This window comes from Enterobacteriaceae endosymbiont of Donacia semicuprea, from assembly GCF_012570535.1.
In the GTDB taxonomy this organism is placed as follows: Bacteria; Pseudomonadota; Gammaproteobacteria; order Enterobacterales; family Enterobacteriaceae.
This window is the reverse complement of sequence record NZ_CP046210.1, coordinates 260,928-274,019: the sequence shown is the minus strand read 5'-3', so window position 1 is coordinate 274,019 and position 13,092 is coordinate 260,928. Positions and strand designations below refer to the sequence as shown.

Sequence of the window (13,092 nt, the reverse complement as noted above, 5' to 3'; positions counted from 1 at the left end):
TAACACATGCCTCGTTCTCTAAAAAAAGGTCCTTTTATTGATAAGCATTTATTAAAAAAAGTTGAAAAAGCAATAAAAAATAAAAATAAAAAACCATTACGTACTTGGTCTAGACGTTCTACTATATTTCCGAATATGATAGGATTAATTATTGCTGTACATAATGGTAGACAACATATTCCAGTATATATTTCTGACGAAATGGTTGGTCATAAATTAGGTGAATTTTCACCAACACGTACATACAGAGGGCATACTGCTGATAAAAAAATTAAAAAAAATTTAAAAAAGTAATTATTAATTATAAATAAATACTTACTTTAGTAAGGAGAAAAATGGAAATTTTAGCAAAACATAAATATGCATATTCTTCTGCACAAAAATTAAGATTAATAGCTAATTTAATTAGAGGGGCAAAAATATCTAAAGCTTTAGATATTTTAAATTTTTCTAATAAAAAATCCGCTTTTTTAATTAAAAAAGTATTAAATTCAGCTATAGCAAATGCTGAGCATAATTATGGCTTAGATATTGATAATTTAATTGTATTAAAAATATTTATAGATTTAGGAACTAATATGAAACGTATTATGCCGCGTGCAAAAGGACGTTCAGATCGGATTTTAAAATACACAAGTCATATTACTATTATATTATCTGATAATACATAATTGGAGAAAATATTAATGGGACAAAAAACACATCCAAATGGATTACGATTAGGTATTGTAAAAATATGGAATTCTATTTGGTTTGCTAATACAAAAGATTATGCTAATTATTTATATAGTGATTTTAAAGTGAGGCAATTTTTAAATAAAAAATTAATAAAAGCTTCTGTATCAAAAATTATAATAGAAAGACCCTCTAAAAGTATTAGAATTAATATTTATACAGCACGTCCTGGTATAGTTATAGGTAAAAAAGGAGAAGATGTTGAAAAACTTAGAAAAACTGTATCTAAAATTACAGGAGTACCCGCACAAATTAATATAACAGAAATAAGAAAACCTGAATTAGAAGCTAAATTAATTGCTAATATTATATCTTCACAATTAGAAAAAAGAGTAATGTTTAGAAGAGCAATGAAAAGAGCAGTACAAAATGCAATGAGATTAGGTGCTAAAGGAGTTAAAGTAAAAGTTAGTGGTCGTTTAGGAGGTACTGAAATTGCAAGAACAGAATGGTATAGAGAAGGAAGAGTGCCTTTGCATACTTTAAGAGCTGATATAGATTTTAGTATATCAGAAGCAAATACTACTTATGGAATAATAGGTGTTAAAGTTTGGATTTTTAGAGGAGAAATATTAAAAAATTCTTTAAAAGAAACATCAATTTTTACAAAACCTATTATAAAAAATTATAGGATGCAACATAAAAAAAGACGTAAGTAAAAAGGGGTTTTAATGTTACAACCAAAACGTACTAAATTTAGAAAAATGCAAAAAGGAAGAAATAGGGGTATGATTGTAGGAATGGATATTAATTTTGGAACTTATGGATTAAAAGCTGTAAATAGAGGAAGAATTACTTCAAAACAAATTGAATCAGCAAGAAGAGCTATAAGTCATGCAATTAAAAGACAAGGTAAAATATGGATAAGAATTTTTCCAGATAAACCTATTACAGAAAAACCTCTAGAAGTTAGAATGGGTAAAGGGAAAGGAAATGTAGAATATTGGGTAGCTTTAGTTCAACCAGGTAGAATGTTATATGAAATTGATGGAGTATCAGAAATAATAGCTCGTAAAGCATTTAAATTAGGTTCTGCAAAATTACCTGTTCAAACAATTTTTTTAAAGAAATAAAAAATATATGAAAATGAATGAAATTTTAAAAAAAAATAATAAAGAATTGAAAAATGAATTATTAAGTTTAGCAAGAGAACAATTTAATTTGAAAATACAATTAAATTCAGGAAATTTAAAACAAAATCATTTATTAAAAAAATCAAGAAAAAATATCGCAAGAATAAAAACAATTTTATTACAAAGAAAAGTAAAAAAGTTATAATAATATTATGAAAAAAAAAATAAAAATCTTAAAAGGAAAGGTTAAAAGCAATAAAATGCAAAAATCAATTGTAGTAAATATCACAAGATTAATAAAACATCCAGTTTACGGTAAGTTTATTAATCGTACTACAAAATTACATGTTCATGATGAAAAAAATATATGTAATATTGGAGATATTGTTGAAATTAAAGAATGTCGTCCATTATCAAAAACTAAATCTTGGATTTTAGTTAACATCATAAAAAAAACAATAATTTAATCATATAATCCTTTCATTAATTAACAATAAATAATAAAATTTATTTAATAATAATTTTATAAATAAAATTACTTTAATTATTATATAAATTTATATATAAAGATAATCATTATGATACAAGAACATACAATATTAAATGTTGCAGATAATTCCGGAGCTCGTAGTGTAATGTGTATTAAAGTATTAGGAGGAACTCGTCGTCGTTATGCAAATATTGGTGATATAATTAAAATTACCATAAAAGATGCTATTCCTAGAGGAAAGGTAAAAAAAGGAGATGTATTAAAAGCAGTAGTAGTAAGAACTAAAAAAGGAATACGACGTATTGATGGTTCTATAATTCGTTTTGATAATAACTCATGTGTTTTATTAAATGATAGTAATGAACAATTAATTGGGACAAGAATTTTTGGTCCTATTACTAGAGAGTTAAGAAATGAAAAATTTATGAAAATTATTTCATTAGCTCCCGAAGTAATTTAAATAAAGAGATATAAATTTATGATACGTAAATTACGTTGTAATGATTTAGTAATTATATTAACGGGCAAAGATAAAGGTAAAACGGGAAAAATAAAATATTTTATAAAAAAAAAATTAGTAATAATAGAAGGTATCAATATTATTAAAAAACATAGTAAACCTAATCCGACAAGGTCACATACAGGAGGAATTATCGAAAAAGAAGCGGCTATCCATATTTCTAATATTGCTATTTTTAATAAAGAAACAGAAAAAGCTGATCGAATTGGTATTCGATATATTCAAGGAAGAAAAAAAAGATTCTTTAAATCAAATAATAAGTATATTGAATAAATCAAGGATTATTATTATATGTCAAAATTATATAATTATTATAAAAATAAAATAGTAAAAAAATTAATATTAGATTTTAAATATAATTCTATTATGCAAGTTCCTTGTATAAAAAAAATTACTTTAAATATGGGAGTAGGTAAAGTTATTTTGGATAAAAAACATTTAAATAATGCTATTAATGATTTAACTGTTATTAGTGGACAAAAACCTATAATAACTAAGTCACATAAATCTATATCTGGTTTTAAAATAAGAAAAGGATATCCTATTGGATGTAAAGTAACTTTAAGAAAAAAAAGAATGTGGGATTTTTTTGAACGTTTATTATGGATAGCAATTCCAAGAATTAGAGATTTTAGAGGTTTATCTAAAAAATCTTTTGATAAAAATGGTAATTATAATATAGGTATAAAAGAACAAATCATTTTTCCAGAAATTAATTTTGATAAAATAGATCATATACGAGGTTTAGATATTGCAATAACAACTAATAAAACATCAATTAAAGAAAGTTATGCTTTATTTAAAGAATTTAATTTTCCATTTCGGACATAAATAAGGTAAATAAAATGACTAAAGAATCTGTTAAAGTACGAGAATTAAAACGTATTAAATTAGGAAAAAAATTTTTTTTAAAAAGAAAAAAATTGAAAAAAATTATTTCTAATATTAATACATCGGATAAATCTCGTTGGGAGGCGATTTTTAAATTACAATCTTTACCACGAGATTCTAGTATTTCTAGACAAAGAAATAGATGTAAATTAACTGGTAGACCACATGCTTTTTTAAGAAAATTTGGTTTAAGTAGAATTAAATTTAGAGAAGCAGCAATGAGAGGAGATATTCCTGGATTAAAGAAAGCTAGTTGGTAATTTATTATAAAATAATATAGGATAAAATATTAATATGAGTATACAATCACCAATTGCAGATATGTTAACACACATTCGTAACGGACAATTTTCACATAAATCTAAAGTAACCATGCAATATTCAAAAATAAAAAAATCTATTGCAAATATTTTAAAAATTGAAGGATATATAGAAAATTTTAATTTAATAAAAAATAAAAACCTAAAATTAGAAATAAATTTAAAATATTTTAAAGGAAAAGGAGTAATAGAAAAAATACATTGTGTGAGTCGTCCAGGATTAAGAATTTATAAAAAAAAAATTTTTTTACCTAAAGTAATGGCAGGTTTAGGTATTGCTATTATATCTACATCTAAAGGAATAATGACTGATTATACAGCACGTCTTTATGGGATAGGTGGTGAAATAATATGTTATGTATCCTAAAAAAAGGTATATACAATAATGTCTAGAATAGCTAAAAAATTAATTATTATTCCTAGTAATGTAAAAATTTTTATAAAAAAACAGAATATAAGTGTTAAAGGTAAAAATGGAATATTAGAAAATACTGTTAATAAAAAAGTAAAAATATTTTTTGCAAAAAATCAATTATCATTTAAACCAATTTTTGAATGTAAAAATGGATGGGCACAAGCGGGTACTACTCGGTCTCTTATTAATTCTATGATTATTGGAGTTACAAAGGGATTTAAAAAAAAATTAATATTATTCGGAGTAGGTTATAAAATTTCAATTAAAAATAATAAATTAAATTTATCATTAGGATTTTCACATTTAATATCTTATACTTTACCTAAAAGTATTGTAGGAGAATGTTTAAATCAAAATGAAATAATATTAAAAGGATTAGATAAACAATTATTAGGACAAGTTGCTGCAAATATAAGATCTTATCGTCCTCCTGAGCCATATAAAGGTAAAGGAATTAGATATAGTGACGAAAAAATAAAAATTAAAGAAACTAAAAAAAAATAAGATATAAAATAAGGTTATTTAACATCAATATCATGAATAATAAAAAAATTACTCGTATACGGAGAATTACTAAATTTCGTAAAAATTTACAAAAATTTAAAATAACACGTCTATTAATACATCGTACTTCTCGTCATATATATGCACAAGTAATTTCCAAAAATAATAAGATTTTAGTAACAGCATCAACTTTAGAATCAAAAATAAAAAAAAAATTAAAATATACCGGAAATATAAAAGCTGCTATTTTAGTAGGAAATAAAATAGCTAATAGATCTATTAAAAAGGGTATTTTAAATGTATCTTTTGATCGCTCAGGATTTAAATATCATGGACGAATTAAGGAATTAGCTAAAGCAGCTCGTTATTCAGGTTTAAAATTTTAACATTAATATTAAAAAAAATTATGAATATTTATAATAATAAAAATCAAAATAATGAATTAAAAGAAAAATTAATTTCTGTTAATAGAGTATCTAAAACTGTAAAAGGAGGACGTGTTTTTTCTTTTACAGCCTTAACTGTGGTGGGGAATGGAAAAGGAAAAATTGGTTTTGGTTATGGAAAATCTAAAGAGGTACCTAGTGCGATACAAAAAGCTATGGAAAAAGCTAAAAAGAACATGATTAATATTATTATCAAAAATAATACAGTACAATATCCAATTTATGGTTATCATACTGGTTCATTTGTATTTATGCAACCTGCTTATGAAGGTACTGGTATTATTGCTGGAGGAGCGATGAGAGCTGTATTAGAAGTTGCAGGAATTTATAATATTTTAGCAAAATCATATGGTTCAACAAATCCAATAAATGTTGTTAGAGCAACTATTAAAGGATTATCTAATATACGATCATTAAGAATGATTGCTGCAAAAAGAAATAAAACTATAGAAGAAATAAAAAGGAATATGAGAAGTGTTAAAAAATGTTAGAATTACACAAATTAAAAGTTCTATAGGTAGATTACCTAAACATAAATCAATTTTAATTAGTTTAGGATTAAAACATATTGGACATACTGTTATAAGAAAAAATACACCCAGTATTTTAGGAATGATAAAAAAAATATCTTATATGATAAAGGTTAATAATTAATATGTATTTAAATACTTTATTTTTTAAAATAAAAAATAATAAAAAAAGATTAGGACGTGGAATTGGTTCTGGCAAAGGAAAAACTTGTGGTAGAGGCCATAAAGGACAAAAATCTCGTTCTGGTTATAATATTAATAGATCATTTGAAGGAGGACAAACACCTTTATATCGTAGATTACCTAAATTTGGATTTAAATCAAGAAAAAAAAATTATTTTAAAGAAATTAGATTAGATGATTTATCAAAAATAAAAGGTGATTATATAGATTTAAATATTCTAAAATCAACTAAAATTATAAATAAAAAAATTAAGTATGTAAAAATTATTAATACAGGAAATCTAAACTCATCAAAAAAAATAATTAAATTACATTGTACAAAAAGTGTTAAAATCATTATTAAAAAATTAGGTGGTATAATTGAGGAATAAATAATAAATGATTAAATCATTTAACCAATTAAATTTTCAAAGTACTAAAAATGGATTTAATGAGTTAAAAAAAAGGATAGTTTTTTTAATAGTTTCTTTAATTATTTACCGCATAGGTTCATTTATACCAATTCCAGGAATTAATGTGAGTCTTTTACATACATTAATTATAAAGAAACATGGTACTATACTTGACATGTTAAACATGTTTTCTGGTGGTGCTCTTAGTAGAGCTTCTATTTTTGCATTAGGAATTATGCCTTACATTTCTGCATCTATTATTATTCAAATTTTAACATCTATTCATCCTACTTTTATTCTTTTAAAAAAAGAAGGAGAATCTGGAAGAAAAAAAATTAATAAATATACTAAATATGCTACATTAATTTTATCTATTATACAAGCAATAGGTATCACTACAGGATTATTGCATATACCAAATATGAAAAATTTAGTTTTAAATCCTGATATTTATTATTTTATGATTTCTATCTTCAGTTTAATTACTGGTACAACATTTTTAATGTGGTTAGGAAGACAAATTACAAAAAAAGGAATAGGAAATGGAGTTTCAATTATTATTGTTATTGGTATAATTGCTGGATTACCTTCTGCGATTGGACAAATAATACAACAAACAAAACAAGGAGATTTAAATTTTTTTACAATTTTGATTTTATTATTTTTAATATTTTTTATAACTTTATTTGTTGTTTTTATAGAAGGAGGACAAAGAAAAATAATTGTGCAATACGCAAGAAGAAATTACGAAAAAAAAATGTATACACAACAAAATATTCATTTACCATTAAAAATTAACATGTCTGGAGTAATTCCTGCAATTTTTTCTTCTAGTATTATATTATTTATTTCTACTATATTTTCATGGTTTAATAATATGACTAATTTAAATTGGTTACATATTATTTCTATATCTTTACAACCAAGACAACCTATATATATAATATTATATATATCTGCAATTATATTTTTTTGTTTTTTTTATACTATTTTAGTATTTAATCCTAAAGAAACAGCTGATAATTTAAAAAAATCAGGTGCTTATATTCCTGGTATCCGTCCAGGTAAACAAACATCTAAATATATAAAAAAAATAATTATGCGATTAACACTTACTGGAAGTATATATATTACTTTTATTTGTTTAATTCCTGAATTTTTACGTAACATAATAAATGTACCATTTTATTTTAGTGGAACATCACTACTTATAGTTGTAGTTGTAATTATGGATTTTATTTCACAAATTCAAACGTTAATTATGTCTAATCAATATGAATCTATACTTAAAAAAATTAACTTAAAATAATAATATTTAAATATCTATTTTTTTAGGAGATATAATAAAATGAAAGTTCGTGCTTCTGTAAAAAAATTATGTCGTAATTGTAAAATTATTCGTAGAAATAGAAAAATATATGTATTTTGCAATATTGACCCCAAACATAAACAACGTCAAGGATAATATATTTTTATTTATTCTAAACTTTTAAAATTATGTGGAAAAATTAAAAATGATTCGTATAGCTGGAATTAATATCCCCGATAATAAACGTATAATAATAGCATTAAAATACATTTATGGAATAGGTACATCTCATGCTTTTTACATATGTAAAAAAATTAATATTTCTCAAAATACTAAAATTAATGAACTTAAAAAAGAAAAAATAGATTTATTACGGAATATGATATCTAAATTTATAATAGAAGGAGATTTAAGAAGAAATATTAATTTAAACATTAAAAGATTAGTTGATTTAGGTTGTTATCGTGGTATACGTCACAAAAAAGGATTACCTGTTAGAGGACAACGTACTAAAACAAATGCTCAAACTAGAAAAAAATTACGCAAACATTTTAAAAAATAATATTTTAATTTAGGTAAAATATATAATGAAAAAAAAATCTTTAAATTTAAAAAAAAATTTAAAAAAACAAATTATAGATGGTATTGCTCACATACACGCTTCTTTTAACAATACTATTGTTACGATTACAGATCGTCAAGGTAATTCTTTAGGATGTGCAACAGCAGGAGGATCAGGATTTAGAGGATCTCGAAAATCTACCCCATTTGCAGCTCAGGTAGCGGCAGAAAAATGTGCAGAAATTGTAAGAATTTATGGAATTAAAAATTTAGAAGTAATGGTAAAAGGTCCTGGACCTGGTAGGGAATCTACTATTAGAGCTTTAAACAATGCAGGATTTAAAATCACAAATATTACTGATGTGACTCCTATTCCACATAATGGATGTAGACCTCCTAAAAAAAGAAGAGTATAAATAATATTATTTAAAATATAACTAAATTTAAATACTAAAGGATATTAATATAATGGCTAAATATTTAGGACCTAAATTAAAATTATGTCGAAGAGAAGGTACAGATTTATTTTTAAAATCAAATGTACGTGCTATTGACACAAAGTGTAAATTAGAACAATTTCCTGGACAACATGGTTTTAAAAAAAAAAGATTATCTGATTATGGTATTCAATTAAGAGAAAAACAAAAATTACGTAGATTATATGGTATTTTAGAACGTCAATTTCGTAATTATTATAAAAAAGCATCACGTATAAAAGGAAATACAGGATTTAATTTATTATTCTTATTGGAAAAAAGATTAGATAACATTGTTTACAGAATGGGTTTCGGAGTTACAAGAGCAGAATCTCGTCAATTAATTTCTCATAAATCTATTAAAATTAATAATCAAGTCGTAAACATAGCCTCTTATCAATTATCTTTAAATGATAAAGTATCAATATGTGAACAATCTAAAAAACAATTAAGAATTATTGCATCAATTGATTTATATAAACAAAGAGAAAAATCTAATTGGTTAGAAGTAGATCATAATAAAATGATAGGTGTATTTAAAAAAATTCCGGAACGTTCTGATTTTCCTGCAGATATTAATGAACATTTAATTATTGAGTTATATTCAAAATAACATTTTAAAATAAAGAGAGTTTATAGATGGAACAAGGTTCTGTAACAGAATTTTTAAAACCTCGTTTAGTAAATATAAAAAAAATAAGTAATTTTACTATACAAGTAACATTAGAACCTTTAGAACGTGGTTTTGGACACACATTAGGAAATGCATTAAGACGTATTTTATTATCTTCACTTCCTGGTTATGCAGTAACAGAAGTGGAAATAGAAGGAATATTACATGAATATAGTATAAAAGAAGGTATTCAAGAAGATATTATTGAAATATTATTAAATTTAAAAAAATTAGCTATAAAGATTAAAAATAAGAAAAAAAAAATTATTTTAAATTTAAATAAAACAGGAATTTGCATAGTAAAAGCTTCAGATATTAATCATGGTAATGAAGTAGAAATTATTAATCCAGAACATATTATTTGTCATATTACTAATGTAAATACATCAATTAATATGAAAATTAAAATAGAATTAGGAAGAGGATACGTAGCTGCTCATACAATCATAAATAATGATAATATTATTAAAAATAATCCTAAAATAGGTAGATTATTATTAGATGCCTCATATAGTCCTATTAAAAGAATAAAATATAATGTAGAAGCAGCAAGAGTAAAACAAAGAACAGATTTAGATAAATTAATTATAGAAATGGAAACTAATGGAACAATAGATCCAGAAAAAGCAATTAGAAAAGCAGCTACAATTTTAGCTGAACAATTAGAATCATTTGTAAATTTACGTGATATAAAAAAAGAAAAAGAAATTAAAGAAGAAAAACCAGAATTTGATCCTATTTTATTACGTTCAGTTGATGATTTAGAATTAACTGTTCGTTCTGCAAATTGTTTAAAAACAGAAATGATATATTTAATAGGAGATTTAGTACAACGTACTGAAGTAGAATTATTAAAAACTCCTAATTTAGGAAAAAAATCTTTAACAGAAATAAAAGATATATTAGCCGCTCGAGGATTATCATTAGGAATGAGATTAGAAAATTGGCCCCCAGTAATAAATAATAAAAAAATTAAATAATTTCTTAAATTTAAAAAAAGGAAAATAAGATGCGTCATCGTAAAATAGGTCGTTATTTTAATAGAAGTAATACTCACCGATCTGCAATGTTATATAATATGGCAAATTCATTAATTTATAATGAAATTATTAAAACTACTTTAATAAAAGCAAAAGAACTTAGAACTATAATTGAACCAATGATTACTATGGCTAAAAATAATAATGTTTCTAATAAAAGACTAATACGTTCTAAATTAAATAATAAAAAAAATATTATAAAATTATTTAATATTATTGGGCCACAATTTAAAAATAGATTAGGTGGTTATACACGTATAATAAAATGTGGGTTTCGTGTTGGTGATAATGCACCTATGGCTTATATAGAGTTAATAGGAAGAAAAATAAATATAAAAAATAAAAAAATTAAGTAATGACATTATTTTTTATAAAAATACTTTTATACTGATTAAAATTTAAAAAATTTTGAATATTCATTTGTTTTTTACCACTAGGTTGAATAATTTGAATATTTAAAATACCATTAATAGTATTAACTTGTATGCCGTATTTATTTACTAATAAAATAGTTCCTGGTATTTTATCATTACTACTAAAATTAGTAATTACTTCTGCTTGCCATACTTTAAATCGTTGATTTTGTATTATAAAATGAGTTCCTGGTTGAGGATTAAATGCACGAATCATACATTCTAATTTTTTAGCTGATAAATACCAATTTAATTTACATTCTATTTTAGAAATTTTTTTTGCATATGTAGGTTTTATCATATGTATATTTTGTGATTTAAATTTAATTTTTTCTCTTTTTTTAATTTTATTTAAAATTAATAAAAGACCTTGTAAACCTAATACAGCTAATTTTTTATATAAAGATCCATATGTATCATATAATAAAATATTATATTCTACTTGGTAAATTATATCTCCTTGATCTAAAAAATTATTCATTTTTATAATACTAATACCGGTTTTTAAATCATTTTCTAATAATGCTCTTTGTATTGGTGCCGCTCCTCTCCATCTAGGTAATAATGAGGCATGTATATTAATACAAAATAATTTAGGAATATTTAAAATATTATTAGGTATTAACAAACCATAATCTATTACTATAATTAGATCACATTTATAAACCATAATATTTTTAATTAATATAATAGAATTTAAAGATTTTGGCTGTAAAATATCAATTTTATATTTTATTGCTAATTTTTTTACAGAATTAAAAGTTAATTTATGACCTCTATTAGCACGGGTATCTGGTTTAGTAATAATACACGATATTGTATATAAATTCTTTATTAAACCTTTTAAATGATATGAAGCAAAATTTGAAGTACCTATAAAAATAATTTTTATTTTTTTTTTCATTTTATATAATTTTTTTTTTAAAAGATATTATTTTTTGATTAAATTTATACATTTTATCATAAATTCTTTGAAATTTTAAATTTGATAAGTAATCGATAAATAAAATTCCATTTAAATGATCAATTTCATGTTGTATACAAAAGGATAATAAATCATAAATTTCTAATTCAAAATATTTATTCATTAAATTTTTTGCTTTGATTTTTATTTTTTTATATCTTAAAATAGAATATTGTTGTTTAATAGGTATAGAGAGACAACCTTCTTTACTATTAATTTTTAATTTGTCAAACTTTATTATTTCAGGATTAATAAGAATTAAAGGATTATTTTTTTTTATAGTTATATCAACTACTATTATTCTTTTATTTATTCCTACTTGAGTAGCAGCTAATCCAATGCCATTATAAAAATACATTGTTTTTAACATATTTTTTCCTAATGAAATAATATCATTATTTATATTTTTAATATATTTAGCTTTTATACGCAACTTATTATTGGGAAAATATAATAATTTCATTATAGACATAATTAAAATCTTTTTTTTATAAAATAATAATCTTTATAATATAGCAGAAAAATTTTTAAAATTTAAAAATATACTTATTTTTAATATATAATGTATTTATAACTTTATCAAATTTTTACAAAAATTATGAATATAAATATATTTATTAATGCATTAAAAATAGGTAAAATTATAGCATATCCAACTGAATCTGTATTTGGATTAGGATGCGATCCTGATAATAAAAAAGCAGTATATAATTTATTAACAATAAAAAAACGTAGTATAAAAAAAGGATTAATTTTAGTTGCTTCTAAATATTCTCAATTATTAAAATATATAAATGAAAAAAAAATTATTAAAAATCAAAAAAAAAAAATTTTATCTACTTGGCCTGGAATGATTACATGGATTATGCCTATTTCAAATAATACACCTTATTGGTTAATTGGAGATTTTAATACTATAGCAGTACGTGTAACTAATCATTATATAATGAAAAAATTATGTGATTATTTTGGTAAACCTATTATTTCTACTAGTGCAAATATTTCAGGAATGAAACCATGTAAAACTTTTAAAGAAGTAATAAAGTATTTTAGTAAAAAAAATAATATTTTAATTATAAATGGTAAAACAGGAGGATATTTAAAACCTTCTGAAATTAGAGATAGTTTTACTAATTTAGTTATTCGTAAGGGATAAA

At 22.7% G+C, this 13,092-nt stretch carries 26 protein-coding genes; 24 read left to right on the top strand and 2 right to left on the bottom strand.

Going from position 1 to position 13,092, the window contains the following annotated elements:
- Positions 1-6 precede the first annotated feature (6 nt).
- The 23 genes from rpsS to rplQ all read left to right on the top strand — a co-directional run bounded on the left by rpsS (position 7) and on the right by rplQ (position 10,914).
- The gene (gene rpsS / locus GJT91_RS01350; protein ID WP_168868463.1) at positions 7-294 is read left to right on the top strand and encodes a 30S ribosomal protein S19; all 288 of its coding nucleotides are present in this window, start codon (positions 7-9) and stop codon (positions 292-294) included.
- Between the two features lie 41 nt (positions 295-335).
- Entirely contained in the window at positions 336-671 is a 336-nt protein-coding gene (gene rplV, locus GJT91_RS01345; protein ID WP_168868462.1) for a 50S ribosomal protein L22, read from the top strand.
- A gap of 15 nt (positions 672-686) precedes the next feature.
- Positions 687-1,394: a 30S ribosomal protein S3 gene (gene rpsC, locus GJT91_RS01340; protein WP_168868461.1), complete on the top strand. Its 708-nt coding sequence runs from the start codon at positions 687-689 to the stop codon at positions 1,392-1,394.
- A 12-nt stretch (positions 1,395-1,406) separates the two neighbouring features.
- Positions 1,407-1,808, top strand: a complete 402-nt coding sequence (gene rplP / locus GJT91_RS01335; protein WP_168868460.1) for a 50S ribosomal protein L16 — start codon at positions 1,407-1,409, stop codon at positions 1,806-1,808.
- A 7-nt stretch (positions 1,809-1,815) separates the two neighbouring features.
- The gene (gene rpmC, locus GJT91_RS01330; RefSeq protein ID WP_168868459.1) at positions 1,816-2,013 is read left to right on the top strand and encodes a 50S ribosomal protein L29; all 198 of its coding nucleotides are present in this window, start codon (positions 1,816-1,818) and stop codon (positions 2,011-2,013) included.
- A 7-nt stretch (positions 2,014-2,020) separates the two neighbouring features.
- The gene (gene rpsQ / locus GJT91_RS01325; protein ID WP_168868458.1) at positions 2,021-2,275 is read left to right on the top strand and encodes a 30S ribosomal protein S17; all 255 of its coding nucleotides are present in this window, start codon (positions 2,021-2,023) and stop codon (positions 2,273-2,275) included.
- Between the two features lie 111 nt (positions 2,276-2,386).
- Positions 2,387-2,758, top strand: coding sequence for a 50S ribosomal protein L14 (gene rplN / locus GJT91_RS01320; RefSeq protein WP_168868457.1), 372 nt, complete (start codon positions 2,387-2,389; stop codon positions 2,756-2,758).
- 18 nt (positions 2,759-2,776) lie between these two features.
- A complete protein-coding gene (gene rplX, locus GJT91_RS01315; protein WP_168868456.1) occupies positions 2,777-3,091 on the top strand; it encodes a 50S ribosomal protein L24 in 315 nt (104 codons plus the stop codon).
- A gap of 18 nt (positions 3,092-3,109) precedes the next feature.
- On the top strand, positions 3,110-3,649 hold the full coding sequence (rplE, locus tag GJT91_RS01310; protein ID WP_168868455.1) for a 50S ribosomal protein L5: 540 nt from the start codon (positions 3,110-3,112) through the stop codon (positions 3,647-3,649).
- Positions 3,650-3,663: 14 nt separating this feature from the next.
- On the top strand, positions 3,664-3,969 hold the full coding sequence (rpsN, locus tag GJT91_RS01305) for a 30S ribosomal protein S14 (protein ID WP_168868454.1): 306 nt from the start codon (positions 3,664-3,666) through the stop codon (positions 3,967-3,969).
- 40 nt (positions 3,970-4,009) lie between these two features.
- Positions 4,010-4,396 carry a 30S ribosomal protein S8 gene (gene rpsH, locus GJT91_RS01300; RefSeq protein WP_246212923.1) on the top strand — a complete coding sequence of 129 codons (387 nt, stop codon included), beginning with the start codon at positions 4,010-4,012 and terminating at the stop codon, positions 4,394-4,396.
- Positions 4,397-4,414: 18 nt separating this feature from the next.
- Positions 4,415-4,948 (top strand): 50S ribosomal protein L6, encoded by a 534-nt coding sequence (gene rplF / locus GJT91_RS01295; protein WP_168868452.1) that lies wholly within the window; start codon positions 4,415-4,417, stop codon positions 4,946-4,948.
- A gap of 32 nt (positions 4,949-4,980) precedes the next feature.
- A complete protein-coding gene (gene rplR, locus GJT91_RS01290) occupies positions 4,981-5,334 on the top strand; it encodes a 50S ribosomal protein L18 (RefSeq protein ID WP_168868451.1) in 354 nt (117 codons plus the stop codon).
- Between the two features lie 20 nt (positions 5,335-5,354).
- Positions 5,355-5,885, top strand: a complete 531-nt coding sequence (rpsE, locus tag GJT91_RS01285; RefSeq protein ID WP_168868450.1) for a 30S ribosomal protein S5 — start codon at positions 5,355-5,357, stop codon at positions 5,883-5,885.
- Positions 5,869-6,048: a 50S ribosomal protein L30 gene (gene rpmD, locus GJT91_RS01280; protein WP_168868449.1), complete on the top strand. Its 180-nt coding sequence runs from the start codon at positions 5,869-5,871 to the stop codon at positions 6,046-6,048. The genes rpsE and rpmD overlap by 17 nt, the downstream gene beginning before the upstream one ends.
- A 1-nt stretch (position 6,049) precedes the next feature.
- Positions 6,050-6,478, top strand: a complete 429-nt coding sequence (gene rplO / locus GJT91_RS01275) for a 50S ribosomal protein L15 (protein WP_168868448.1) — start codon at positions 6,050-6,052, stop codon at positions 6,476-6,478.
- A gap of 7 nt (positions 6,479-6,485) precedes the next feature.
- A complete protein-coding gene (gene secY / locus GJT91_RS01270) occupies positions 6,486-7,808 on the top strand; it encodes a preprotein translocase subunit SecY (RefSeq protein ID WP_168868447.1) in 1,323 nt (440 codons plus the stop codon).
- A 39-nt stretch (positions 7,809-7,847) separates the two neighbouring features.
- Positions 7,848-7,964: a 50S ribosomal protein L36 gene (rpmJ, locus tag GJT91_RS01265; RefSeq protein ID WP_168868446.1), complete on the top strand. Its 117-nt coding sequence runs from the start codon at positions 7,848-7,850 to the stop codon at positions 7,962-7,964.
- Between the two features lie 49 nt (positions 7,965-8,013).
- Positions 8,014-8,370, top strand: a complete 357-nt coding sequence (gene rpsM / locus GJT91_RS01260) for a 30S ribosomal protein S13 (protein WP_168868445.1) — start codon at positions 8,014-8,016, stop codon at positions 8,368-8,370.
- A gap of 25 nt (positions 8,371-8,395) precedes the next feature.
- Entirely contained in the window at positions 8,396-8,785 is a 390-nt protein-coding gene (gene rpsK / locus GJT91_RS01255) for a 30S ribosomal protein S11 (RefSeq protein ID WP_168868444.1), read from the top strand.
- A 52-nt stretch (positions 8,786-8,837) separates the two neighbouring features.
- Positions 8,838-9,458: a 30S ribosomal protein S4 gene (gene rpsD, locus GJT91_RS01250; RefSeq protein ID WP_168868443.1), complete on the top strand. Its 621-nt coding sequence runs from the start codon at positions 8,838-8,840 to the stop codon at positions 9,456-9,458.
- Positions 9,459-9,484: 26 nt separating this feature from the next.
- The gene (locus GJT91_RS01245) at positions 9,485-10,498 is read left to right on the top strand and encodes a DNA-directed RNA polymerase subunit alpha (RefSeq protein WP_168868442.1); all 1,014 of its coding nucleotides are present in this window, start codon (positions 9,485-9,487) and stop codon (positions 10,496-10,498) included.
- Between the two features lie 29 nt (positions 10,499-10,527).
- Positions 10,528-10,914, top strand: a complete 387-nt coding sequence (rplQ, locus tag GJT91_RS01240; RefSeq protein ID WP_168868441.1) for a 50S ribosomal protein L17 — start codon at positions 10,528-10,530, stop codon at positions 10,912-10,914.
- Here rplQ and fmt read toward each other — a convergent pair.
- Together fmt and def are read right to left on the bottom strand one after the other, a co-directional pair.
- Positions 10,907-11,875 carry a methionyl-tRNA formyltransferase gene (gene fmt, locus GJT91_RS01235; protein ID WP_168868440.1) on the bottom strand — a complete coding sequence of 323 codons (969 nt, stop codon included), beginning with the start codon at positions 11,873-11,875 and terminating at the stop codon, positions 10,907-10,909. The genes rplQ and fmt overlap by 8 nt on opposite strands.
- A 1-nt stretch (position 11,876) precedes the next feature.
- The gene (gene def / locus GJT91_RS01230; RefSeq protein WP_168868439.1) at positions 11,877-12,407 is read right to left on the bottom strand and encodes a peptide deformylase; all 531 of its coding nucleotides are present in this window, start codon (positions 12,405-12,407) and stop codon (positions 11,877-11,879) included.
- A 126-nt stretch (positions 12,408-12,533) separates the two neighbouring features.
- Here def and tsaC point away from each other — a divergent pair, with 126 nt between their 5' ends.
- On the top strand, positions 12,534-13,091 hold the full coding sequence (gene tsaC, locus GJT91_RS01225; RefSeq protein WP_168868438.1) for an L-threonylcarbamoyladenylate synthase type 1 TsaC: 558 nt from the start codon (positions 12,534-12,536) through the stop codon (positions 13,089-13,091).
- The last annotated feature ends 1 nt before the right edge of the window (position 13,092 follow it).

Coding starts and splice junctions, on each gene's coding strand:
- rpsS (WP_168868463.1), top strand. CDS start 7: ATGCCTCGTTCTCTAAAAAAAGGTCCTTTTATTGATAAGCATTTATTA.
- rplV (WP_168868462.1), top strand. CDS start 336: ATGGAAATTTTAGCAAAACATAAATATGCATATTCTTCTGCACAAAAA.
- rpsC (WP_168868461.1), top strand. CDS start 687: ATGGGACAAAAAACACATCCAAATGGATTACGATTAGGTATTGTAAAA.
- rplP (WP_168868460.1), top strand. CDS start 1,407: ATGTTACAACCAAAACGTACTAAATTTAGAAAAATGCAAAAAGGAAGA.
- rpmC (WP_168868459.1), top strand. CDS start 1,816: ATGAAAATGAATGAAATTTTAAAAAAAAATAATAAAGAATTGAAAAAT.
- rpsQ (WP_168868458.1), top strand. CDS start 2,021: ATGAAAAAAAAAATAAAAATCTTAAAAGGAAAGGTTAAAAGCAATAAA.
- rplN (WP_168868457.1), top strand. CDS start 2,387: ATGATACAAGAACATACAATATTAAATGTTGCAGATAATTCCGGAGCT.
- rplX (WP_168868456.1), top strand. CDS start 2,777: ATGATACGTAAATTACGTTGTAATGATTTAGTAATTATATTAACGGGC.
- rplE (WP_168868455.1), top strand. CDS start 3,110: ATGTCAAAATTATATAATTATTATAAAAATAAAATAGTAAAAAAATTA.
- rpsN (WP_168868454.1), top strand. CDS start 3,664: ATGACTAAAGAATCTGTTAAAGTACGAGAATTAAAACGTATTAAATTA.
- rplF (WP_168868452.1), top strand. CDS start 4,415: ATGTCTAGAATAGCTAAAAAATTAATTATTATTCCTAGTAATGTAAAA.
- rplR (WP_168868451.1), top strand. CDS start 4,981: ATGAATAATAAAAAAATTACTCGTATACGGAGAATTACTAAATTTCGT.
- rpsE (WP_168868450.1), top strand. CDS start 5,355: ATGAATATTTATAATAATAAAAATCAAAATAATGAATTAAAAGAAAAA.
- rplO (WP_168868448.1), top strand. CDS start 6,050: ATGTATTTAAATACTTTATTTTTTAAAATAAAAAATAATAAAAAAAGA.
- secY (WP_168868447.1), top strand. CDS start 6,486: ATGATTAAATCATTTAACCAATTAAATTTTCAAAGTACTAAAAATGGA.
- rpmJ (WP_168868446.1), top strand. CDS start 7,848: ATGAAAGTTCGTGCTTCTGTAAAAAAATTATGTCGTAATTGTAAAATT.
- rpsM (WP_168868445.1), top strand. CDS start 8,014: ATGATTCGTATAGCTGGAATTAATATCCCCGATAATAAACGTATAATA.
- rpsK (WP_168868444.1), top strand. CDS start 8,396: ATGAAAAAAAAATCTTTAAATTTAAAAAAAAATTTAAAAAAACAAATT.
- rpsD (WP_168868443.1), top strand. CDS start 8,838: ATGGCTAAATATTTAGGACCTAAATTAAAATTATGTCGAAGAGAAGGT.
- GJT91_RS01245 (WP_168868442.1), top strand. CDS start 9,485: ATGGAACAAGGTTCTGTAACAGAATTTTTAAAACCTCGTTTAGTAAAT.
- rplQ (WP_168868441.1), top strand. CDS start 10,528: ATGCGTCATCGTAAAATAGGTCGTTATTTTAATAGAAGTAATACTCAC.
- fmt (WP_168868440.1), bottom strand. CDS start 11,875: ATGAAAAAAAAAATAAAAATTATTTTTATAGGTACTTCAAATTTTGCT.
- def (WP_168868439.1), bottom strand. CDS start 12,407: ATGTCTATAATGAAATTATTATATTTTCCCAATAATAAGTTGCGTATA.
- tsaC (WP_168868438.1), top strand. CDS start 12,534: ATGAATATAAATATATTTATTAATGCATTAAAAATAGGTAAAATTATA.